This window comes from Serratia proteamaculans, from assembly GCF_004684015.1.
Lineage (GTDB): Bacteria > Pseudomonadota > Gammaproteobacteria > Enterobacterales > Enterobacteriaceae > Serratia > Serratia proteamaculans_F.
The window spans coordinates 167,311-188,538 of the sequence record NZ_SRIA01000019.1; the positions used below are offsets into that span (position 1 = coordinate 167,311).

17 protein-coding genes are annotated in these 21,228 nt (G+C 54.4%); 12 read left to right on the top strand and 5 right to left on the bottom strand.

The annotated features are described in order from the left end of the window. The first annotated feature begins 201 nt into the window (after nt 1-201). Together mtr and yeiP are read left to right on the top strand one after the other, a co-directional pair. Entirely contained in the window at nt 202-1,446 is a 1,245-nt protein-coding gene (gene mtr, locus E5C26_RS16465) for a tryptophan permease (protein WP_135317285.1), read from the top strand. Between the two features lie 129 nt (nt 1,447-1,575). After that, nucleotides 1,576-2,148 carry an elongation factor P-like protein YeiP gene (yeiP, locus tag E5C26_RS16470; protein ID WP_135317286.1) on the top strand — a complete coding sequence of 191 codons (573 nt, stop codon included), beginning with the start codon at nt 1,576-1,578 and terminating at the stop codon, nt 2,146-2,148. Nucleotides 2,149-2,190: 42 nt separating this feature from the next. Here yeiP and uxuA read toward each other — a convergent pair whose 3' ends face one another. Continuing rightward, a complete protein-coding gene (uxuA, locus tag E5C26_RS16475; protein ID WP_135317287.1) occupies nt 2,191-3,381 on the bottom strand; it encodes a mannonate dehydratase in 1,191 nt (396 codons plus the stop codon). A 337-nt stretch (nt 3,382-3,718) separates the two neighbouring features. Here uxuA and E5C26_RS16480 point away from each other — a divergent pair, with 337 nt between their 5' ends. Continuing rightward, a complete protein-coding gene (locus E5C26_RS16480; RefSeq protein WP_135317288.1) occupies nt 3,719-5,200 on the top strand; it encodes a mannitol dehydrogenase family protein in 1,482 nt (493 codons plus the stop codon). Between the two features lie 82 nt (nt 5,201-5,282). Here E5C26_RS16480 and E5C26_RS16485 read toward each other — a convergent pair whose 3' ends face one another. After that, nucleotides 5,283-5,591 (bottom strand): type 1 fimbrial protein, encoded by a 309-nt coding sequence (locus tag E5C26_RS16485; RefSeq protein ID WP_135317289.1) that lies wholly within the window; start codon nt 5,589-5,591, stop codon nt 5,283-5,285. Nucleotides 5,592-5,886: 295 nt separating this feature from the next. Here E5C26_RS16485 and E5C26_RS16490 point away from each other — a divergent pair, with 295 nt between their 5' ends. The 8 genes from E5C26_RS16490 (at nt 5,887) to yejF (ending at nt 16,155) form a co-directional block, all read left to right on the top strand. Beyond that, nucleotides 5,887-6,861, top strand: coding sequence for a CobW family GTP-binding protein (locus tag E5C26_RS16490; RefSeq protein WP_135317290.1), 975 nt, complete (start codon nt 5,887-5,889; stop codon nt 6,859-6,861). Between the two features lie 51 nt (nt 6,862-6,912). Beyond that, a complete protein-coding gene (locus tag E5C26_RS16495) occupies nt 6,913-7,617 on the top strand; it encodes a phosphatase PAP2 family protein (protein WP_135317291.1) in 705 nt (234 codons plus the stop codon). A 414-nt stretch (nt 7,618-8,031) separates the two neighbouring features. Next, a complete protein-coding gene (gene mepS, locus E5C26_RS16505; protein WP_135317292.1) occupies nt 8,032-8,607 on the top strand; it encodes a bifunctional murein DD-endopeptidase/murein LD-carboxypeptidase in 576 nt (191 codons plus the stop codon). Between the two features lie 343 nt (nt 8,608-8,950). Further along, nucleotides 8,951-10,537 carry a cyclic di-GMP phosphodiesterase gene (locus E5C26_RS16510; protein WP_135317293.1) on the top strand — a complete coding sequence of 529 codons (1,587 nt, stop codon included), beginning with the start codon at nt 8,951-8,953 and terminating at the stop codon, nt 10,535-10,537. Between the two features lie 89 nt (nt 10,538-10,626). Next, nucleotides 10,627-12,435: an extracellular solute-binding protein gene (locus tag E5C26_RS16515; RefSeq protein WP_135317294.1), complete on the top strand. Its 1,809-nt coding sequence runs from the start codon at nt 10,627-10,629 to the stop codon at nt 12,433-12,435. A gap of 9 nt (nt 12,436-12,444) precedes the next feature. After that, nucleotides 12,445-13,539 carry a microcin C ABC transporter permease YejB gene (locus E5C26_RS16520; protein WP_135317295.1) on the top strand — a complete coding sequence of 365 codons (1,095 nt, stop codon included), beginning with the start codon at nt 12,445-12,447 and terminating at the stop codon, nt 13,537-13,539. Next, nucleotides 13,536-14,561: an ABC transporter permease gene (locus tag E5C26_RS16525; protein ID WP_135317296.1), complete on the top strand. Its 1,026-nt coding sequence runs from the start codon at nt 13,536-13,538 to the stop codon at nt 14,559-14,561. The genes E5C26_RS16520 and E5C26_RS16525 overlap by 4 nt, the downstream gene beginning before the upstream one ends. A 1-nt stretch (nt 14,562) precedes the next feature. Further along, on the top strand, nt 14,563-16,155 hold the full coding sequence (gene yejF, locus E5C26_RS16530; RefSeq protein WP_135317297.1) for a microcin C ABC transporter ATP-binding protein YejF: 1,593 nt from the start codon (nt 14,563-14,565) through the stop codon (nt 16,153-16,155). 9 nt (nt 16,156-16,164) lie between these two features. Here the strand turns inward: yejF and E5C26_RS16535 are convergent, their stop codons facing one another. The 3 genes from E5C26_RS16535 to rsuA all read right to left on the bottom strand — a co-directional run bounded on the left by E5C26_RS16535 (nt 16,165) and on the right by rsuA (nt 19,076). Then, entirely contained in the window at nt 16,165-16,509 is a 345-nt protein-coding gene (locus tag E5C26_RS16535) for a YejG family protein (RefSeq protein ID WP_135317298.1), read from the bottom strand. A 605-nt stretch (nt 16,510-17,114) separates the two neighbouring features. Further along, the gene (locus tag E5C26_RS16540; RefSeq protein WP_135317299.1) at nt 17,115-18,323 is read right to left on the bottom strand and encodes a Bcr/CflA family multidrug efflux MFS transporter; all 1,209 of its coding nucleotides are present in this window, start codon (nt 18,321-18,323) and stop codon (nt 17,115-17,117) included. Between the two features lie 39 nt (nt 18,324-18,362). Next, nucleotides 18,363-19,076: a 16S rRNA pseudouridine(516) synthase RsuA gene (gene rsuA / locus E5C26_RS16545; protein ID WP_017893452.1), complete on the bottom strand. Its 714-nt coding sequence runs from the start codon at nt 19,074-19,076 to the stop codon at nt 18,363-18,365. A 309-nt stretch (nt 19,077-19,385) separates the two neighbouring features. Between rsuA and E5C26_RS16550 the strand changes: the two genes are divergently transcribed. Further along, nucleotides 19,386-21,143 carry a DEAD/DEAH box helicase gene (locus E5C26_RS16550; RefSeq protein ID WP_135317300.1) on the top strand — a complete coding sequence of 586 codons (1,758 nt, stop codon included), beginning with the start codon at nt 19,386-19,388 and terminating at the stop codon, nt 21,141-21,143. Nucleotides 21,144-21,228 lie beyond the last annotated feature (85 nt).

Here is a 21,228-nt window from a genome sequence, read left to right on the forward strand (position 1 = left end):
GCCGCTCAATCTTTACATCGCCCCGTTTTAACCGCAAATGGGTTGCACTCATACCGGGCAAATACAGGCTTCAAATCGCCCTGGTCACACCGATTAATGCATGAAACAAGCATATTGACGGCTTTACATGCGCCGACCGCACATGTACCATTGAGCTAGTACAAAAGAACTCACGGTCAATAAGACCACTCAGGAGCAAAAATGTCCGCGGACACCATCCAGAAGCTTTCCCGCCCTTCGGTCCTTGGCGGCGCGATGATCATTGCAGGCACCGCCGTCGGTGCCGGCATGTTCTCCATTCCTATTGTCACTTCTGGTGTGTGGTTCAGCGGCTCAGTCGCGCTGCTGATTTATACCTGGGCCTGCATGCTGATTTCCGGCCTGATGATCCTCGAAGCGGCACTGCATTTTCCGAGCGGTGCCAGCTTCAATACCATCGTCAAGGATCTGCTGGGTAAAAGCTGGAACGCCATTAACGGCATTTCCATCGCCTTTGTGTTGTACATCCTGACTTATGCCTATATTTCCGCCGGTGGCTCGATCATCGCTCACACGCTGGAAGGCATCGTCGGCGTCGGGCAGACCACCGCCGGGCTGGTGTTTGCCATCGTGGTGGCGTTTATCGTCTGGTTGTCCACCCGCGCGGTCGATCGCCTGAGCACCATTCTGATCGGCGGTATGGTGATCACCTTTGTGATGTCGGTGGGCGATATGTTCACTCATGTGCAACCGGCCGTCTTGTTCAACCGCGACGACAGCCAGGCCAGCTATCTGCCTTACGCCCTGGCGGCGCTGCCTTATCTGTTAACCTCGTTCGGCTATCACGGCAATGTGCCGGGACTGGTGAAGTATTATCACAAGGATAGCGGGGCCGTGGTGCGTAGCCTGGTGTATGGCACGCTGCTGGCGCTGGCGATCTATATCCTGTGGCAGTATGTGATCCAGGGCAACATCGCCCGCGACGCCTTCCGGCAGGTGATTGCCGAAGGCGGCAATATCGGCAGCCTGCTGAAACAGATGGGCAACGTCTCCAGCAGCCAGACCGTGGGCCAACTGCTGAGCGCCTTCTCTTATATGGCTCTGGCCAGTTCGTTCCTTGGGGTCTCGCTTGGCCTGTTCGATTATCTGGCGGACTTTTTCAAATTTAGTGATGACACCGCCGGGCGCAGTAAAACCGCGTTGGTGACCTTCGCGCCACCGACCATAGCCGCCCTGCTGTTCCCGAACGGCTTCCTGTACGCCATCGGTTTCGCCGGGCTGGCGGCCACCGTTTGGGCGGTGATCGTACCGGCCATGATGGCACGCGCCAGCCGTCGCCGCTTTGCCCAGGCGCAATATCACGCTCCCGGCGGCCGGGGGATGATCCTGTTTATCATTCTGTTCGGGGTGGTCAACGCCGTCGCACACATACTGGCATTGCTCGGTCTGTTGCCGGTCTTCAAGTAATACCGCAGGGGATGGCGCTCGCCGTCCCCCTTTTCCGCCACTGTTTTTGCTTGATCTGCTTGCCTGAAATCATCGGCGCGAGTAACTTGTCGCAACTTCCCAAAAACTCTTTATTGCAGGTTATTTTATATGGCAAAGGCTAACGAAATTAAGCGTGGCATGGCGATCAGCTACAACGGCAAACTGCTGCTGGTGAGAGACATTGATGTGCAGAGCCCAAGCGCTCGCGGTGCCAGCACCTTATACAAAATGCGTTTCTCTGACGTCCGTACCGGGCTGAAGGTAGAAGAGCGTTTCAAGGGCGACGATATTCTGGACACCATTAGCCTGTCCCGCCGTAAGGTGAACTTCTCTTACATCGACGGCGAAGAATACGTGTTTATGGATGACGAGGATTACACCCCTTACATCTTCAAGAAAGACCAGATCGAAGACGAATTGCTGTTCATTCCTGAAGCCGGCCTGCCGGGCATGCAGGTACTGACGCTGGAAGGCCAGGTACTGGCGCTGGAACTGCCGCAAACCGTGGATATGGAAATCGTCGAGACGGCGCCGGGCATCAAAGGTGCCTCTGCCAGTGCCCGCAACAAACCGGCCACCATGGCGACCGGCCTGACCATTCAGGTACCGGAATACCTTAGCGCCGGTGACAAAATCCGCATTCATATTGCCGAACGCCGCTATATGAGCCGTGCCGACTAGTTGAAATTCAGGGGCCGATTATGGCCCCTGTTGATTTTATCGCTACGGCAATTCAGGGAAGAAACGGCGTTTGAGCGCCAGCTCGACACCGCGCAGTTCCGCCAGCCCTTTCAGACGACCAATTGCCGAATAACCCGGGTTGGTTTTTTTCTTCAAGTCATCCAGCATCTGATGCCCATGATCGGGACGCATCGGTATCGGCCGGGTATCACCCGCCTGATGACGACGCTGCTCCTCACTGAGGATCGCCTCAATCACCGCCACCATATCGACGTCGCCTTGCAGGTGCGCGCCCTCATGGAAACTTTTCGGGTTATCTTCACGGCAGGTTGCACGCAGATGGGTGAAATGGATGCGATCGCCGAAGGTTTCAATCATCCGCACCAGATCGTTATCCTCACGCACGCCATAAGAGCCGGTACACATGGTGAAACCGTTATACCGGCTGTCGACCGTCTGCTTGAACCACTGCATATCTTCAATGGTCGAGACAATGCGTGGCAGGCCCAGGATCGGCCGCGGTGGATCGTCCGGGTGTACCGCCAACCGCACGCCGACCTCTTCTGCTACCGGCACAATGGCGCGCAGGAACACCGCCATATTCTCACGCAGCTGCGCCTTATCGATGGCGTCGTACTCGGCCAGACGGGCGCGGAACTGATCGAGCGTATACCCCTCTTCAGCCCCCGGCAGCCCGGCGATGATATTACCGGTCAATTTGGCGATATCCGCCTCGCTCATGGCAGCAAAGCGCTCGGCGGCCTGCTGTTGCTCTTCCTGCGTGTAATCTTGCTCTGCCCCCGCGCGTTGCAGAATATGCAAGTCAAAAGCCGCAAAGGCGATTTGATCAAAGCGTAACGCTTTTGACCCGTCGGGCAGCAAATACTCCAGATCGGTACGTGTCCAGTCCAGGATCGGCATAAAGTTGTAGCACACGGTGTCGATACCGCAGGCCGCCAGGTTACGCAACGATTGCTGGTAGTGGGCGATGTGCTGCTGGTAGTTACCGCTGTGGGTTTTAATCTCTTCATGTACCGGGATGCTTTCCACCACCGACCACACCAATCCTTTCTCCGCCAACAACGCCTGACGAGCCTTGATCTCTTCGATCGGCCACACCTCACCATTCGGGATATGGTGCAAGGCGGTAACTACGCCGGTGGCGCCGGCCTGGCGCACATCGTCAAGAGAGACAGGATCGTTCGGCCCATACCAACGCCATGTTTGTTCCATTATTTATCCTTGTAAAAATCGCCCAGTATTGTGGTGGTGATCAAGATTGCACCGTTTTGACAATCTTGTTATACCAAATTTAAATAGATATCGGTTATCTTTCACCTTACTCTTTCGAACCTGACTGTCAAAAGCGAAACCCTGATTGGTTGATCCACTTCACGGTTCTGGCTTATTTTGGGCTAAGCAATGTTATTAGCCCCCTTGCAGCCTTACACTGGCGGCAGAGAACTCATGCGAAAAAGGTAAGCGCCGCGCCGTTTCCCCTTCGCAAAACTGGTCTGATAACTTTTCAAAAGTTCCCGGCCAGCACCTTTTACCCAGCTTGGAGCCATGCATGAAGACTATCGCCAACTCATCACTTCCCGACGCCGTCCAGCAACCGCGCTATGACCGCAGCACATTACAAAGTCGCATGGTACACATTGGATTCGGGGCCTTTCACCGCGCCCATCAGGCACTGCTGACCGACCGGGTATTGAACCGTCAGGGCGGAGACTGGGGGATTTGTGAGATCAGCCTGTTCGGTGGCGATACTCTGTTCCAGACGCTGCGTCAGCAAAACCATCTTTATAGCGTGCTGGAAAAAGGCGCTGCGGGAAATCAGGCGATAGTCATCGGTGCAGTGCATGAAAGCGTACACCGCAAGCTGGAAGGAATTGGTGCAGTGCTGGAAAAACTGGCGGAACCGCAGGTCGCCATCGTCTCAATGACCATCACTGAAAAAGGCTACTGCATCGAACCCGGCAGCGGGAAACTGGATCTGCAACACCAGGGGATCCGCGCCGATCTGGCCAACCCCGCTCAACCCATCACGGTGCCCGGCATTCTGGTAGAAGCCCTGCGCCTGCGCCTGGAACGTGGTCTGCCCGCCTTTACCCTGCTCTCTTGCGATAATATTCCCGAAAACGGCCATGTGCTGCGCAACGCCATCATCGGCCTGGCGCAGGCGCGTGACGCTGCTCTGGCAGAGTGGATCACTCGCCAGGTCAGCTTCCCCAGTACCATGGTCGACCGCATTGTTCCTGCCGCTACCCCGGAAACGCTCGATGAAGTGGCCGTCGCACTCGGTGGCGTACGTGATGAATGCGCCATCGCCTGCGAGCCCTTTATCCAATGGGTGGTGGAAGACAATTTTGTCGCGGGCCGCCCGGAATGGGAATTGGCCGGTGCACAATTAGTCAATGATGTGCTGCCTTTTGAACAGATGAAGTTGCGCATGCTGAACGGCAGCCACTCTTTCCTGGCCTACTTGGGTTATCTGGGGGGGTATCAGTATATAAACGACTGTATGGCCGACGAGTCTTATCGCCGAGCGGCACACCACCTGATGCTGGCCGAACAGGCACCGACGCTCAGCGTCAGCGGCATCGATCTGGCCGCCTATGCCACAGAGTTAATTGAACGCTACAGCAACCCGGCGCTGCAACATCGCACCTGGCAAATCGCCATGGACGGTACGCAAAAATTGCCGCAACGCATGCTGGATTCGGTGCGTTGGCATCTGCAGCATGGCGGCAGCTATGCCGGTTTGGCGCTGGGCGTGGCGGCCTGGATGCGCTATGTCAGCGGCGTAGATGATGCCGGTCAGCCGATTGATATCCGCGATCCATTGCTGACAACGCTGCAACAGACGGTAGCCGCAACGCCGGACGATGAACAGCGCGTGAAAGCCCTGTTGGGGTTAAAAGCTGTTTTTGGTGAACAACTGTCAGCTAACGAGGAGTTTGTAGCGGCGGTGACCCGCGCCTATTTGTCCCTGCGTGACCGTGGGGCACGACAAACGGTGCAAAGCTGGGTGTCGACTCAGTTGGCTTAATCCCCGGTTAACCCAGCCCTGGCTTGCAAGGCGACAGGGAAAATGACCATGCCGGACAGTTCATCCGGCATGGCCGAACGACTTAACGATAAACTACCGTCATTACTGCAAGTTTTTTCTGCTGATCCACCCACGTCATCTCGGTCGACCCTAAATTCAGTGGCAGTTCTTTGCGTGTAGCATCAAATTTTGACAGGGTCTGCTGGCCTTGATAGTACTGCCCATTGCGGTAACATTGTGTTTTGGCCGTTGAATCGGCGATGTTCACCGTGCAGGGACTTTCCACAATAGAACCAACAAAACGAATAACCCCGCCCGTGGTTCCTGCATAGCTTGCTGCCGTCCATGAAAACAACATTCCTGCGATCAAAAATAACCGGAAGATATTCATGGCAACCTCATTTTTTGTTAAGCCATTTTAACCATAGAGGATCTTCTTAAGAATAATCGCAAGGTAAGGGGAATTATTTGGCGTTTAATCGGGCAATTAACAAAGAAAAAACAAGATACTAACAATCAGTATCCATGGCTAATTCATGGTTTTTCCTAAGAATTTTCCGACAACTTATCGTGGATTTAGCCGGTTAAATATCGCATTTTAACCTGCCAAAATTGTGAGCTGGCGCAGGTTGAACAGCGCAGCTTGATTATTGATCAACAAATATTATTAACATCAGGAATAATTTATGACCAAAACCAACCTGATCACCGGCTTCCTCGGCAGCGGTAAAACCACCACCATTCGTCACTTGCTGGCTAACAAACCGGAACATGAGCGTTGGGCAGTGCTGGTGAACGAGTTTGGTGAAATCGGTATCGATGGCGCATTGCTGGCAGACAGCGGTGCGGTGTTAAAGGAGATCCCTGGCGGTTGCATGTGTTGTGTGAACGGCTTGCCGATGCAGGTCGGGCTAAATATGCTGCTGCAACAGAGTAAACCTGACCGATTATTGATCGAACCCACCGGCCTGGGTCACCCAAAACAGATCCTGTCATTGCTGACGCAGGACAGCTATGCCGGCTGGATCGATCTACAGGCCACCCTGTGCCTGTTGGACGCACGCCAGCTCAGCGAGCCGCGCTATCGGGAAAACGAAAATTTCCGCGATCAACTGGCGGCGGCCGACGTTATTCTGGCCAGCAAAAGCGACACCTATCAGCCGCAAGATCTGCTGGCCCTGCAGCAATGGGCAGAGCAGGATCCCCAGCAGCGACCGCTTTATCAGATTCAACAGGGCCAGGCGGATGTCGCCTTGCTGGACCTGCCTCGCACGAATCGCACAGAATTACCGGATGCTCAGCAGCATCATAGCCATGCCAAAAAGCAGGGCCTGGCGGCATTGCGACTGCCGGAAAATTCACGCTGGCGGCGCGCGCTCAATCAGGGGCAGGGATTTACCAGTTGTGGCTGGATCTTTGACGCCGACACGGTGTTCGATACCGTTGGCATTATGGAATGGATACGGCTGGCACCGGTCGAACGCGCCAAAGGCGTCGTGCGCATTGCTGAAGGCACGCTGTTGATCAACCGCCAGGGGCAAGACCTCAACATCGAAACCCGCCCTGTTGCACCACTGGACAGCCGAATTGAGCTGATTCACAGCGATAACGCAGACTGGAATGCGCTGCAATCCAAGCTGTTTAACATTCGTTTAAGTTGACGTCTTTACCGTTAGCACCCTTTTATTTTTAGACTTACAACAGGTTATGCCATGACTCGCCGCAATTTACCCTTCATCATCTTCTTCAATTTACTGGGCATTGCGCTGTTTCTGTCCTGGTACCTGCCGGTTAACCACGGCTATTGGTTTACTCTGGACTCATCGATTTTCTTCTTCTTTAATCGTCATCTGGCGACGGACCCCGGGTTTCTGCATCTGGTGGCCATCACCAATAACCGGGCATTTGACGTAATTTCACTGGTTGCCATGGGGCTGTTGTACCTGTGCTTTTATCTGCAACAGGATGCTGCCGGCCGTCGTCGTTTGCTGGTAACCGGCGTTATCATGCTGCTGACCGGCGTGGTGCTGAACCAGCTTGGGCACCTGCTTCCGGTCAAGCACCCTAGCCCGTCGCTAAGTTTTGAGAATGTTAACCGTGTCAGTGAACTGACCGGCATTCCAACCAAAGACGCCTCCAGCGACAGCTTTCCTGGCGATCACGGCATGATGCTAATGATTTTCTCCTGCTTTATGCTGCGCTACTTTAATCGCCGCGCGTTTGCCGTCGCGCTGCTGATTACGGTGGTGTTTTCATTACCGCGGGTGATGATTGGCGCCCACTGGTTTACGGATATCGCCGTAGGTTCGCTGTCGGTAGTGCTGGTCGGCGCCAGTTGGTGTCTGATGACCCCACTCAGCGATGTGCTGATCTTGCGCCTGAACCGTATGCTGCCCGGCAAGCACCGCCCAGCGTAGCCATAACCCACAGTTATGACCGGCAGGAGGCCGCTGGCCTCCTGATAAACTACCCACCGTTTCCTGCTTATTTGTCCATCACCGCGTTAACGCTTCTGTCACCTAATTTCACGCAAAACCAACACAACGGACTATCAGCGTTTTTTATATGAAGATTTACATTATGTTACATCACAAATTCATATATAAAAGAGGGGAAAAAGGCTCGCAATCCCCAATCCGTTACGGTAATCTCGGATGCGTTTGTGCCTGGTTTAACTCGACTCAGCATCAAATCCTCTAAAAATGTGCGTTCCAGCACATTTTCAGCGGTATCTGATTGTCGATAAAGCAGGTGCAGATTAGTCTCGTTCCGTTTGGCATTTTTCAGGTAGCGACTGACGTCGTTAAGGACTTCAAGGGAAAACAATAACAATGGTCAAATCTCAACCGTTTCTGAGATATTTTTTGCGGGTAGTACCTGCAATTGCCGCAGCGGTAATGCTCTCCGCATGTAGCACGACACACACTTCGAACTTGAATAACGCACAAACTGAGATGCGTGCAGTTAATGACAAAGATGGTCTTTTACTGCAAGCCTCTCAGGATGAATTCGAAGCAATGGTGCGTAATGTTGACGTTAAGTCAAAAATTATGGACCAATATGCAGACTGGAAAGGTGTTCGCTACCGCTTAGGCGGTGAAACCAAACGTGGCATCGACTGCTCCGCGTTTGTACAGCGCACTTTCCGTGAACAGTTTGGCATGGACTTACCGCGCTCTACCTATGAGCAGGAAGACCTCGGCAAGAAAATCTTGCGCACCAAACTGCGTCCTGGCGATCTGGTGCTGTTCCGCGCCGGTTCTACCGGACGCCACGTCGGCATCTATTTAGGTAACGATCAATTCGTTCATGCCTCTACCAGCAGCGGCGTGATGATATCGAAACTGAGCGATAACTACTGGAATAAACGTTATCGCGAAGCCCGCCGGGTGCTAACCAGCAGCTGACGGTGCAACCTTGATTGTCCTGAATACCAAACGAGCGATAAAACGCTGCCTCCGGGCAGCGTTTTTTTTGCGCCGTAATCCTCTTTCCCTCCCCCCATTATCAATTCACGGTATTTTCAACATTGCCTCTTTTTATTTCACAAGATTATTGGAGTGAACTACACCGACGATGAAAAACTCACCTATTATCGTCAAATGGGAAAACAGCAATAATGCCGGATTTAAACTATTATCAGCCATTAGATAAACGATGAATAATGACGACAACACCGTCATTGCGATATATTAACCAGTCACTCTATAATAAAAACAAATTGATACGCCGTGCTCAGGGGGCAGATTTATGGGCTTGAAAAGGGCATTTGCACGCCACGTCTCGCACAGACGACGTAGCCTGGCTAAAAGCAGCATCGTGGCCCTGGTATTTTTTATCCTGTTTATGGCTATTACGCTTTCTTTGATTAGCCACCAGCGCACGCAATATCAACGAGCAGTAGAACAACGTACCCAAAAATTCACCATTGATACCTTTAATGGTCTAACGGAAATCATGCAGCAATTGATGCCGTTGACCGAACGCCCCTGCGCAACCAGCCAGCCGGAAATTACCTACCAGGCAGCATTTCACTCAGGTGTACGCACCTTTATGCTGGTAAAAAACGGATTTGCCTATTGTTCTTCCGCTACTGGCAACATGATGCTGGCACTGAAAAATATTTACCCGGAAATTGATCAACAGCAGCCACTGGATCTCAAACTGCAACAGGGTACCCCACTGGTACCCGGAAAACCGGCGGTAGCGGTCTGGCTGCGTCAGCCTGGCAAGGAAGATACCGGTATACTGGCCACGCTGGATATCGGCCTGATGCCTCAGCATATGTTCAATGCCAGCCCCGACAAAACCCAGGGTATTGCTATTATTCTGGGCGATCGCGCCCTGAGCAGCTTTAGCCCGAATCTGATGCCGGTCAACCAACTGCCGAACGAAAAAGCCGATCGCATAACCATCGCCGGCACCCCGATGACCATCGTGTTTTATAACCAAAAATTAACGCCCAATGATATCCGCCTGACCTTGCTGGGCAGCCTGATACTGTCGTTGATGATTGGCGTACTGTGCTACTACATGCTGTTGCTGCGCCAAAGCCCGGAGCGCGCACTGATGCGCGGCATCAAGTACAACGAGTTCTTTATCGAATATCAGCCGGTATTTCATACCCAATCCGGCTCCATTGGCGGACTGGAAGCGCTGATCCGCTGGCAGCACCCGATCGAGGGGCGCATTCCGCCAGACCTGTTTATTCCCTATGCCGAAAGCGAAGGCCTGATTGTGCCGCTGACGCGCCATCTGTTCCGTCTGATTGCCGAAGATGCCCCCAGGCTGGCAACGGCACTACCACAGGGTTCGAAAATCGGCCTGAATATCTCCCCTTCCCACCTGAGCGCGCCGTCCTTCCATCACGACGTATACGAACTGCTGGCACAATTACCCGGCAACTACTTTACGCTGGTGTTTGAAATTACCGAGCGCGGCATGGTGGAAGAAGGCAGTGCATTGGCAGAATTCGACTGGCTGCATCAACAAGGTATTGAAATCGCCATTGACGATTTCGGCACCGGCCACAGTGCGCTTATCTACCTGGAGCGCTTTAGCATGGACTACCTGAAAATCGACCGCGGCTTCGTCAATTCCATCGGCCGGGATACCGTCACCGCCCCGGTACTGGACGCCGTCATTTCATTAGCCAAGAAGCTGAAAATGCAAACCGTGGCGGAAGGGGTGGAAACGGCGGAACAAATGCACTTCTTGCAGGAGCAGGACGTTAACTTTATGCAGGGGTATTATTTCAGCAAACCGCTGAGTATCGATAACTTCGTGACCTTCTGCAATGCGCATACGGTCATGGATTATCAAACGCTAACGACCTGAATCTTTTAACTTCTTTACTCTGCGGCACGGCAGTAAATGCTATGCTGGCGCAGGTTTAATCGACTTTACAGCAGGAGCTTACCGTCAAGATGTCCGTGCGCGTTTTTGCTGCCCTGGTGCTCTCAGCACTGAGTTTTGGCCTGCAGGCCGAAACCCTCAATGAAAGTTATGCTTTCGCCCAACTCGGTGAGCCGAAATACGCCACCGACTTCAGCCATTATGATTACGTCAACCCGGCGGCCCCCAAGGGCGGTGATGTGCGACTGGCGGCGATTGGCACCTTTGATAACTTTAACCGCTATGCACAACGTGGCGTGCCCGGCGAGCGTACCGATGCGCTGTACGACAGCCTGTTCACCACCTCAGACGATGAAATCGGCAGCTACTACCCACTGATTGCCGAATCTGCCCGCTTCCCGGCCGATATGCGCTGGGTAGAAGTGGATATTAACGCTCGCGCCCGCTTCCACGATGGCACGCCCATCACCGCCGCCGATGTGGCCTTTACCTTTACCAAATTTATGACCGAAGGCGTACCGCAGTTTCGCGTGGCCTATAAGGGCATATCGGTCAAGGCCATCTCACGCCTGACGGTTCGCATCGAATTCCCACAGCCGGATAAAGACAAATTGCTCGGGCTGTTCAGCCTGCCCATTTTGCCGCAGAGCTTCTGGAAAGATCACAAGCTAAGCGAGCCACTGAGCCCCCCGCCACTGGGCAGCGGTCCCTATAAGGTCGCCAGTTATCGGCTCGGCCAATACATTACCTATCAACGGGTACGCGATTATTGGGCCGCCAACCTGCCGGTCAACCGCGGCCGTTTTAACTTCGACAGCATCCGCTACGACTACTATCTGGATGACAAAGTCGCACTGGAGGCTTTCAAGGCCGGTGCCTATGACTTCCGCATCGAGGGTTCGCCAAAAAGTTGGGCGACCCAGTACCAGGGCGGCAATTTCGCCCGCAATTACATCATCAAACAGGACGAGACCAATCAGTCGGCGCAAAACACCCGCTGGATGGCCTTCAATATGCGGCGCCCTCTGTTCGCCGATCCTCGGGTGCGCGAAGCGCTCACGCTGGCCTTCGATTTCGACTGGATGAATAAGGCGCTGTATTACAACGCTTACCAACGAACCAATAGCTATTTCCAGAACACCCCCTACGCGGCCAGCGGCTATCCGGACGCAGCCGAACTGGCGCTGCTCGGCCCGCTAAAGGGCAAGGTGCCGGCGGAGGTATTCACCAGCATTTACCAGCCACCGTCCTCCGACGGCAGCGGTAACGATCGGCAAAACCTGCTGAAAGCGACTCAGTTGCTGAAACAGGCCGGCTGGGAAGTGAAAAACCAGCAGTTGGTGAACAGTAAAACCGGCCAGCCGTTCAGCTTCGAACTGATGCTGCTGAGCGGCAGCAACTTCCAGTACGTATTGCCTTTCCAGCACAACCTTAAAAGGTTGGGCATTGACATGCAGATCCGCGAAATCGACATATCCCAATTCACCAAGCGCATGCGCGACGGTGATTTCGATATGATGCCGACGGTCTATCTGGCGATGCCCTTCCCTGACTCCAGCCTTGAGACTCGTTGGGACTCCAAATACATTGATTCCAGTTGGAATACCCCCGGTGTCACCGATCCGGCCGTCGATAGTCTGGTCCGGCAAATTGCCGCCCATCAGGGCGACGAAAAAGCCCTGCTGCCACTGGGCCGCGCACTGGACCGGGTACTCACCTGGAACAGGTATATGTTGCCGATGTGGTATTCCAATCACGACCGCTATGCCTACTGGGACAAATTCTCGACGCCTTCGATCCGGCCTGCCTATGCCATTGGTTTCGATAACTGGTGGTTTGACGTCAACAAGGCGGCGCGTTTGCCGGCTCAACAACAATAGGGGTCTGCGATGCTGGCTTATTTGATTCGCAGGCTGCTGCTGATTATCCCCACCCTGTGGGCGATCATCACCATTAACTTTTTTATCGTGCAGATTGCTCCCGGTGGGCCGGTCGACCAGGCGATTGCCACTATCGAAATGGGCCAGAGCAGCGGCTTTGGCGGCGGCGGTGCAGGCGACGGGCTAGGTCATGCGCGTGTTGGCGTCGGCAGCGCGACAGATGGCCAATACCGTGGCTCTCGCGGGCTGGATCCGGAAGTGATCGCCGAGATCACCAAACGCTATGGCTTCGACAAGCCGCTGCACGAGCGTTATTTCACCATGCTGTGGAACTACATGCGCTTCGACTTCGGTGACAGTCTGTTCCGTGGCGCATCGGTGATGCAACTGGTGGGTCATAGTCTGCCGGTATCCATCACGCTGGGGCTGTGGAGCACGCTGATTATCTATCTGGTGTCGATCCCGCTGGGGATCCGCAAGGCCGTGCATAACGGCAGCGCCTTCGATACCTGGAGCAGCACTCTGATTATCATCGGTTATGCTATTCCGGCCTTCCTGTTCGCGATTTTGATGATCGTGCTGTTTGCCGGTGGCAGCTACCTCGACTGGTTCCCATTGCGCGGCCTGGTTTCCAGCAATTTCGATACCCTGCCGTGGTATGGCAAAATCACCGATTACCTGTGGCATATCACGCTGCCGGTACTGGCGACGGTGATTGGTGGCTTTGCCACCCTGACCATGCTGACCAAAAACTCATTCCTTGATGAGATCCGCAAACAATATGTGGTTACCGCGCGTGCCAAAGGGCTGGACGAGAACAAGATTCTTTACCGCCACGTGTTCCGCAACGCCATGCTGCTGGTGATCGCTGGCTTCCCGGCGACCTTTGTCAGCATGTTTTTCACCGGCTCACTGCTGATCGAGGTGATGTTCTCACTCAACGGGCTGGGGTTGCTGGGTTATGACGCTACCCTGCAACGCGATTACCCGGTGATGTTCGGCACGCTGTATATCTTCACCCTGATTGGCCTGCTGTTGAATATCCTTAGCGATATCACCTATACCCTGGTCGATCCGCGCATTGATTTCGAGGCCCGCCAATGAGTCGCTTAAGCCCGATCAATCAGGCACGTTGGGCACGTTTTTGCCGCAACCGCCGTGGCTATTGGTCGCTGTGGATTTTTCTGGTGCTGTTTATCCTCAGCCTGGGCGCCAACCTGATCGCCAACGACCGGCCGCTACTGGTGCGCTATCAGGGTAACCTGTACCTGCCGTTTATTATCGACTACAGCGAAACCACCTTCGGCGGCGAGCTTAATACCGCCACCGACTATCAGGATCCGTTCGTCATAAAACAGATCGATAACCACGGCTGGGCAGTTTGGCCACCGATTCGCTTCAGTTACGACACCATCAACTTCGCCACCGAGGTGCCCTTCCCCTCGGCCCCTTCGCGCCAAAACCTGTTGGGTACCGACGGTAACGGCAGCGACGTGCTGGCCCGCGTGCTGTATGGCTTTCGTATTTCGATGCTGTTCGGGCTGGCACTGACGCTGTTTTCCAGCGTAATTGGCGTCTGTGTCGGTGCCATACAGGGCTACTACGGCGGACGTGTGGACTTGTGGGGCCAGCGCTTTATTGAAGTGTGGTCCGGTATGCCGACGCTGTTTTTGATTATTCTGCTGTCGAGCATCGTACAACCCAATTTCTGGTGGCTGCTCGGCATCACCATTTTATTTGGCTGGATGAGCCTGGTGGGCGTGGTACGCGCCGAGTTCCTGCGCACCCGTAACTACGACTACATCCGCGCCGCACGCGCCATGGGGGTGCAGGATCGGGTCATTATGTACCGGCATATGCTGCCCAATGCCATGGTGGCGACGCTGACCTTCTTGCCGTTTATTCTGTGCGGGTCCATCACTACCCTGACCTCCCTCGACTTCCTGGGCTTTGGCCTGCCGATCGGTTCTCCGTCACTCGGCGAGCTGTTGCTGCAGGGAAAAAACAATCTGCAGGCGCCGTGGCTCGGCATCACCGCATTCCTGGTGTTGGCGGTATTGCTGTCTTTACTCATTTTTATTGGCGAAGCGGTACGCGACGCCTTTGACCCCAGCAAGGCGTATTGATATGGCTAGCACTCCTTTGCTTTCAATTCAGGATCTCGGTGTGGCTTTCCGCCAGGGTGAGCAACTCAATCAGGTCGTCAGCGGGCTTTCACTGCAGATAGAAAAGGCAGAAACGCTGGCACTGGTGGGAGAGTCGGGTTCGGGAAAAAGCGTCACTGCCCTGTCGGTGCTGCGCCTGCTGCCTTCACCACCGGTGGTCTATACCGGCGGCGATATCCGGTTCAACGGCAGTTCGTTGCTGCATGCACCTGAGGCTGACCTGCGCAAGGTGCGCGGCAACCAGATTTCGATGATCTTCCAGGAACCGATGGTGTCACTCAATCCCTTGCATACCATTGAGAAACAGCTGGCGGAAGTACTGGCGCTGCATCGCGGTATGCGGCGTGACGTCGCACGCGGTGAGATTATTCAATGTCTGGATCGCGTCGGTATTCGCAATGCCAAAGGCCGGTTGAAAGACTACCCGCATCAACTCTCCGGCGGCGAACGCCAGCGGGTGATGATCGCCATGGCGGTGTTAACCCAGCCCAAGCTGCTGATTGCCGATGAGCCCACGACGGCGCTCGATGTCACCATTCAGGCGCAAATTCTGCTATTGCTGAAAGAGCTGAAGCAAGAAATGGGTATGGGGCTGCTGTTTATCACCCATAACCTGAATATTGTGCGCCGCCTGGCGGATAACGTAGCGGTCATGCGCCAGGGGCAATGCGTTGAGCAAAGCAGCCGGAGCAACCTGTTTAGCCGGCCGCAGCACCCCTATACCCAACAATTACTGGCGGCAGAGAACGTGGGCGATCCGCTGCCGCTGCCGGCTGACGCCACCCCATTGCTGAAGGTAGAAAACCTGCAGGTCAGTTTCCCAATCAGGCGCGGTTTACTGCGCCGCACCGTGGGGCAGCATTATGCACTGAAAGATTTGAGCTTTGAGCTAAAGGCCGGGGAAAGCGTCGGGTTAGTGGGCGAGTCCGGCTCAGGTAAGAGCACCACCGGGTTGGCGTTACTGCGTTTGCTTAGCGCCAAAGGCTCGATGTGGTTTAAAGGCCAGCCGTTGCACCAGTTCAGCATGAAGCAGATGCTGCCGTACCGCAGCCAGATGCAGATTGTGTTCCAGGATCCCTACTCCGCGTTGAATCCCCGGCTCAATGTGCTGCAAATCATCGCCGAGGGGCTGGAGGTCCACCAGAAACTGAGCGCTGAGCAGCGAGAGCAGCGGGTAATCGAAGTATTGCAGGAGGTGGGGCTGGATCCCGCCCTGCGCCACCGTTATCCCACCGAGTTTTCCGGCGGTCAGCGCCAACGCATCGCCATCGCACGTGCGCTGATTTTACAACCTCAGTTGCTGATCCTCGATGAGCCAACCTCGTCACTGGATAAATCGGTACAGGCACAAATCCTGACGTTACTGAAATCGCTGCAACAGCGCCACCGGCTGGCCTATCTGTTTATCAGCCATGATTTGCAGGTGGTGCGTTCACTGTGTCATCAGGTGATTGTGCTGCGACAGGGGGAAGTGGTTGAACAAGGTGACTGCCAGACGATCTTTAACTCACCGGCCGCCGCTTATACGCAGCAGTTGTTACAGCTGGCGGATTAGCGACGGGATTCAGAAAGGATATTGAGCGCTCATCGGCTCGGCAATAGCGGCACCCACGTTTTTAAGCCGACACATGGTGGCGCTTTCATCGCAGCGATGCACAAACAGGCAAGGTTCCCCTTCCCACTCTACGATGGCGCAGTCGACCTGGATCTCCTGCAAAGACAGATTAAGCTGTTGCATCACCTGCCAGGCGTCAGCCCCCTCATGGCTGAGCAGCTTCAGACCAATCAGGTTGTTATCTTCGTCTATTCCGCTGAGCGGAATCGGTTCAACCTTGACGCCGGTAAAACCTGATAGCCAACGATAACTTTGCGGCAAGCGATGCACTACCGAAAGTTGGATACTTTCCACATGAAATCCCTAGTTTGAAAAATGAAATACTTTTTACCTGACAGGGTAACTAAGTTATAGCCGTTGACGCCCGACTCTGCCCCTTATGGATGTTATTTAAATGTAAAATACATCACAAGTGGTTAACTCGCTCCCTGCGCTTGCCGATGTCTTGCTGTTTTAGTGACGCTCTATGGGTCATTTCACGGCATTTTGCGACTCAGCTCGCATTTTTGCGTTATATGTAACCCTTTCCCGCCGCGATCTCAACTCTTTTTTCTTGCAATACGGTTACTTATTGCTCGGCATAATTTTACATTGAGGAAACATTTAGCCTCGCACCACGACAGTGACTACCAAGCTAACTCATTGACTATAAATGGCCTTAAAACAAATCACTCACTGGTATTAGTCCAGGAAAATAACGGATAGGCGGGTTATCTGCCTGAACAGGCAGAGCATTTTTTTAACAAAAAGAATACAGATAGCGCGCAGGGGATTTAATTAGCGCACTTATGTTTAGCAACAAAGTCTTCATTGCCATTGGATTTCAGAGCAGGCTTGGGCAAAAGGAGATAATTCACCCAGGCCCCACATAACGCAGAGCCTGGATCAGGAAGAAAAAACTAGGGGGTATCAGACGAAGATTTTTGTCGTGGCCGACTGGCATACAGATAGAACAACACCGCGACAATGCTACACAGCGCCATCGAGGAGACCATCGGCCAGGCACTCTTGCCGGGCGCCATTGCCAGTATCGCCCCCACCAACGCACCGATGCTGAAGCGCAAGGTGCCGGCCAGTGAAGACGCCGTACCTGCCATATGCGGGAAATCGTCCAGGATCACCGCCATGGCGTTTGAGGAAATCATGGCGATGCACCCCAGATAAACCGCCACGCCCAACACCAACGCCCAGAACCCCAGACCAATAGCGCTCACTGCCAGTAACCACAGCCCCATCGCCAACTGCACAAACAGCCCCAAACGGAACATTTTGATCGCGCCCAACCGCCGTACATTACGGCTGTTAACCAGCGTGGTCAGGAACAGGAAGACAATATTCAGCGCAAAATAGTAACCAAAGTGCTGCGGTGAAACATGATTCAGTTCGATATACACGAACGGCCCGGCGCTGAGGAACGAGAACATACCGGCGAAGGAGAAAGCGCTGGCCAGCATATAGCTCAGTACGCGCTTATGGCGGAACAAAGAAGCGAAGTTACCCAGTGTGGTACGCAGATGGAATTTTTGCCGCCGCTCTTTCGGCAGCGTCTCTTTAATAAAGAGCGCCACCAGCAACGAACCGATCAGCGCCGCGGCGCCCATGGTCCAGAAAATTGCATGCCAACTGAACCACAGCAGCAGTGCGCCACCAATCATCGGCGCCAGCAAGGGGGCAATGGTCATCACCAGGATGACAAACGACATCATGCGCGAGAATTCGTCCTTGGTGAACATATCGCGCATCAGGGCGTTAATCACTACGCTGGCCGCCGCCGCCGACAGCCCATGCAGGAAACGCAGATTGATCAATTGGTCAATCGACTGCGCCATCGCACAGGCACCGCCGGCAATGGCGAAGATCAACGTCCCCCACAGGATCACCGGCTTGCGACCAATGCTGTCCGACATCGGCCCGTAGAACAACTGCCCCAGGGCAAAGCCGAGCATATAGGCGCTGAGCGTCATCTGCACGCTGCCCGACTCGACGCCGAACTGTTTGGCAATCACCGGCATACTGGGCAGGTACATGTCGATAGCCAGCGGCATCAGCATGGAAAGCAGACCCAGAATAAAAATCAAACCGAGGTGAGATGACCGGTTCTGTAACACGTTCGACGACTCCTTCATCAGCCGTAGTCTTGTAATGAATTAATCTTGCAGGTGCGGGGCACCGACGCTGGCGATTTCTTCTTCAGTCAGCGGACGATATTCGCCCTCTGCCAGATCCTCATCCATCACGATGGCACCAATACGTTCGCGATGCAGTTCGAGAACCCGGTTGCCGACCGCGGCGAACATGCGTTTCACCTGGTGATAACGCCCTTCGCTGATGGTCAGGCGCACCAGCTTGTCTTCAATTTGTTCCAGTTGCGCAGGCCGGGTCAGATCTTTTTCGTTATGCAACTGCACGCCTTCGGCAAATTGCTGCGCGGTATCTTCCGCCAGCGGATGCTCCAGCGTCACCAGATAGGTTTTCTCACAGTGATGTTTCGGTGAAGTGATGCGGTGCGACCATTGGCCGTCGTCAGTCATCAGCACCAGCCCGGTGGTATCGATATCCAGGCGACCGGCGGCGTGCAGCTTGTAGGCCACCGGCTCATCGAGGAAATACAGCACCGTCGGATGATCGGGATCGTCCGTGGAACACACATAACCCTGCGGTTTGTTGAGCATAAAATAGCGCGGGCCGTTTTGGCGTTGCAGTGGGTTGCCGTCAAAGGTCACCTCCTGCTCCGGAGTCAGTTTCAGTGCCCCGCTCTTCACCACTTCACCGTCTACGGTGACGCGTTTTGCCCGAAGTTCACGCGCTACCAGCGCACGGCTAACACCTAACTGCTGAGATAAAAACTTGTCCAGTCGCATTGAATCTGCTTTGCCTGTCGTTGTTATGATCGCATTGATCGTATTGCTAAAATATGACACCCACCGTTACACCAGGTGCAACAGGGCAGGTTCGAAGAGGGGGAAACAGCGATTACTGTCACACAAGTATAGCGGTGGAAACGGCCCCCTGACAGAGGTAATTTCCACGCTTCTCGCACCATCAGTGCTCAGAAGGCATAATAATAGAAATTTTTTAGCCATCAGGGGAGTAAAATGTCACGGATTTTGTGGGATCAGATGTTACAAAACCTGTTCCCGACGGCCCTTCTCAACCCACGGCGTTAATTTATGGCCTTTACTCTACGCCCCTACCAACTGGAAGCGGTCGAAGCCACCATCAAACATTTTCGTCAGCACCCACAACCGGCGCTGATCGTGCTGCCGACTGGGGCCGGTAAAAGCCTGGTGATCGCCGAACTGGCGAAGCGCGCGCGTGGCCGGGTATTGGTGTTGGCCCATGTGAAAGAACTGGTGGCACAAAACCACGCCAAATACCGCGCCTATGGACTGGAAGCCGATATCTTTGCCGCCGGACTGCAGCAAAAAGACAGCGCCGGCAAGGTGGTGTTTGGCAGCGTACAGTCGGTGGCGCGTAATCTGCCGCTGTTTGACGAGGCGTTTTCGCTGCTGATTATCGATGAATGCCATCGCATCAGCGACGATGACGACAGCCAGTACCAACAGATTATTCAGCATCTGCAAAAAACCAACCCGCAGTTGCGGCTGCTGGGCCTGACCGCCACGCCCTACCGGCTGGGCAAAGGCTGGATTTATCAGTATCACTATCACGGTTTTACCCGTGGCGATGCCAACAGTCTGTTTCGTGACTGCATTTATGAACTGCCGTTGCGCTACATGATCAAAAATGGCTTTCTGGTACCGCCGGAAAGGCTGGATATGCCGATTGTGCAGTATGATTTCAGCCGTCTGGAGGCCAGAAGCAACGGCCTGTTCAGTGAAGTCGATCTGAACCGTGAGCTGAAGCAGCAAAATCGCATTACACCACACATCATCAGCCAGATCGTCGAATATGCCGAAACGCGTAAGGGGGTGATGATTTTCGCCTCCACCGTTGAGCATGCACGAGAGATCCACGGCCTGCTTCCTCCCGGTGAAGCCGCACTGGTCAGCGCCGAAACACCGGCCAGCGAGCGTGATGCGCTGATAGAGGCCTTCAAACAACAGCAATTGCGCTATCTGGTCAACGTGGCAGTACTGACCACCGGCTTTGATGCGCCGCATGTCGATCTGATCGCTATTCTACGGCCAACCGAATCCGTCAGCCTGTATCAGCAAATCGTCGGACGTGGGCTGCGGCTGGCCCCCGGCAAGGAAGATTGCCTGATCCTCGACTACGCCGGCAATCCGCACGACCTGTTTACCCCGGAAGTCGGGGTCAGCAAACCCCACCGCGACAGCCAGCCGGTACAGGTGTTTTGCCCTGGCTGCGGCTTCGCCAATCTGTTCTGGGGCAAGTGCACCGAGAACGGCGATATCATCGAACACTACGGCCGCCGTTGTCAGGGCTGGCTGGAAGATGATGAAGGCCATCGCGAACAGTGCGACTACCGCTTCCGCTTCAAAATTTGCCCGCATTGCGGCGCGGAGAATGACATTGCCGCCCGCCGCTGCCACCAGTGTCAGGAAGTCCTGGTCGACCCTGACGACATGCTAAAGGCGGCGCTGAAGTTGAAAGACGCTTTGGTATTACGCTGTGGCGGCATGGAACTGCAAAGCGGCCGTGATGAAAAAGGCGAGTGGCTAAAAGCCACCTATTACGACGAAGACGGCACCAGCACCAGTGAACGTTTCCGGTTACAGACCCCAGCGCAGCGCAAAGCCTTCGAAATGCTGTTCCTGCGCCCGCATCAGCGTGCGCCAGGGGTCTCTTTTGCCTGGCAAACCGCTGCCGACGTGCTGGCCCAACAAGCGGCCTTGCGCCATCCGGATTTTGTGGTGGCACGCAAACGCGGGCAGTTCTGGCAAATACGGGAAAAAGTGTTCGATTATCAAGGCCGCTTCCGCCGTGCCAACGAGCTGTCTTGATCTTGACGACCGGCAAATCGGGCAGGTTTCCATTGCCCTGCGGACGGCTTTCCGTTAAACTGCCGCCCGCTTTGCCTGGGTTCGC

Coding starts and splice junctions, on each gene's coding strand:
- E5C26_RS16490 (WP_135317290.1), top strand. CDS start 5,887: ATGACCAAAACCAACCTGATCACCGGCTTCCTCGGCAGCGGTAAAACC.
- rsuA (WP_017893452.1), bottom strand. CDS start 19,076: ATGCGACTGGACAAGTTTTTATCTCAGCAGTTAGGTGTTAGCCGTGCG.
- yejF (WP_135317297.1), top strand. CDS start 14,563: ATGGCTAGCACTCCTTTGCTTTCAATTCAGGATCTCGGTGTGGCTTTC.
- mepS (WP_135317292.1), top strand. CDS start 8,032: ATGGTCAAATCTCAACCGTTTCTGAGATATTTTTTGCGGGTAGTACCT.
- E5C26_RS16550 (WP_135317300.1), top strand. CDS start 19,386: ATGGCCTTTACTCTACGCCCCTACCAACTGGAAGCGGTCGAAGCCACC.
- E5C26_RS16520 (WP_135317295.1), top strand. CDS start 12,445: ATGCTGGCTTATTTGATTCGCAGGCTGCTGCTGATTATCCCCACCCTG.
- E5C26_RS16525 (WP_135317296.1), top strand. CDS start 13,536: ATGAGTCGCTTAAGCCCGATCAATCAGGCACGTTGGGCACGTTTTTGC.
- uxuA (WP_135317287.1), bottom strand. CDS start 3,381: ATGGAACAAACATGGCGTTGGTATGGGCCGAACGATCCTGTCTCTCTT.
- E5C26_RS16495 (WP_135317291.1), top strand. CDS start 6,913: ATGACTCGCCGCAATTTACCCTTCATCATCTTCTTCAATTTACTGGGC.
- E5C26_RS16480 (WP_135317288.1), top strand. CDS start 3,719: ATGAAGACTATCGCCAACTCATCACTTCCCGACGCCGTCCAGCAACCG.
- E5C26_RS16515 (WP_135317294.1), top strand. CDS start 10,627: ATGTCCGTGCGCGTTTTTGCTGCCCTGGTGCTCTCAGCACTGAGTTTT.
- yeiP (WP_135317286.1), top strand. CDS start 1,576: ATGGCAAAGGCTAACGAAATTAAGCGTGGCATGGCGATCAGCTACAAC.
- E5C26_RS16510 (WP_135317293.1), top strand. CDS start 8,951: ATGGGCTTGAAAAGGGCATTTGCACGCCACGTCTCGCACAGACGACGT.
- E5C26_RS16485 (WP_135317289.1), bottom strand. CDS start 5,591: ATGAATATCTTCCGGTTATTTTTGATCGCAGGAATGTTGTTTTCATGG.
- mtr (WP_135317285.1), top strand. CDS start 202: ATGTCCGCGGACACCATCCAGAAGCTTTCCCGCCCTTCGGTCCTTGGC.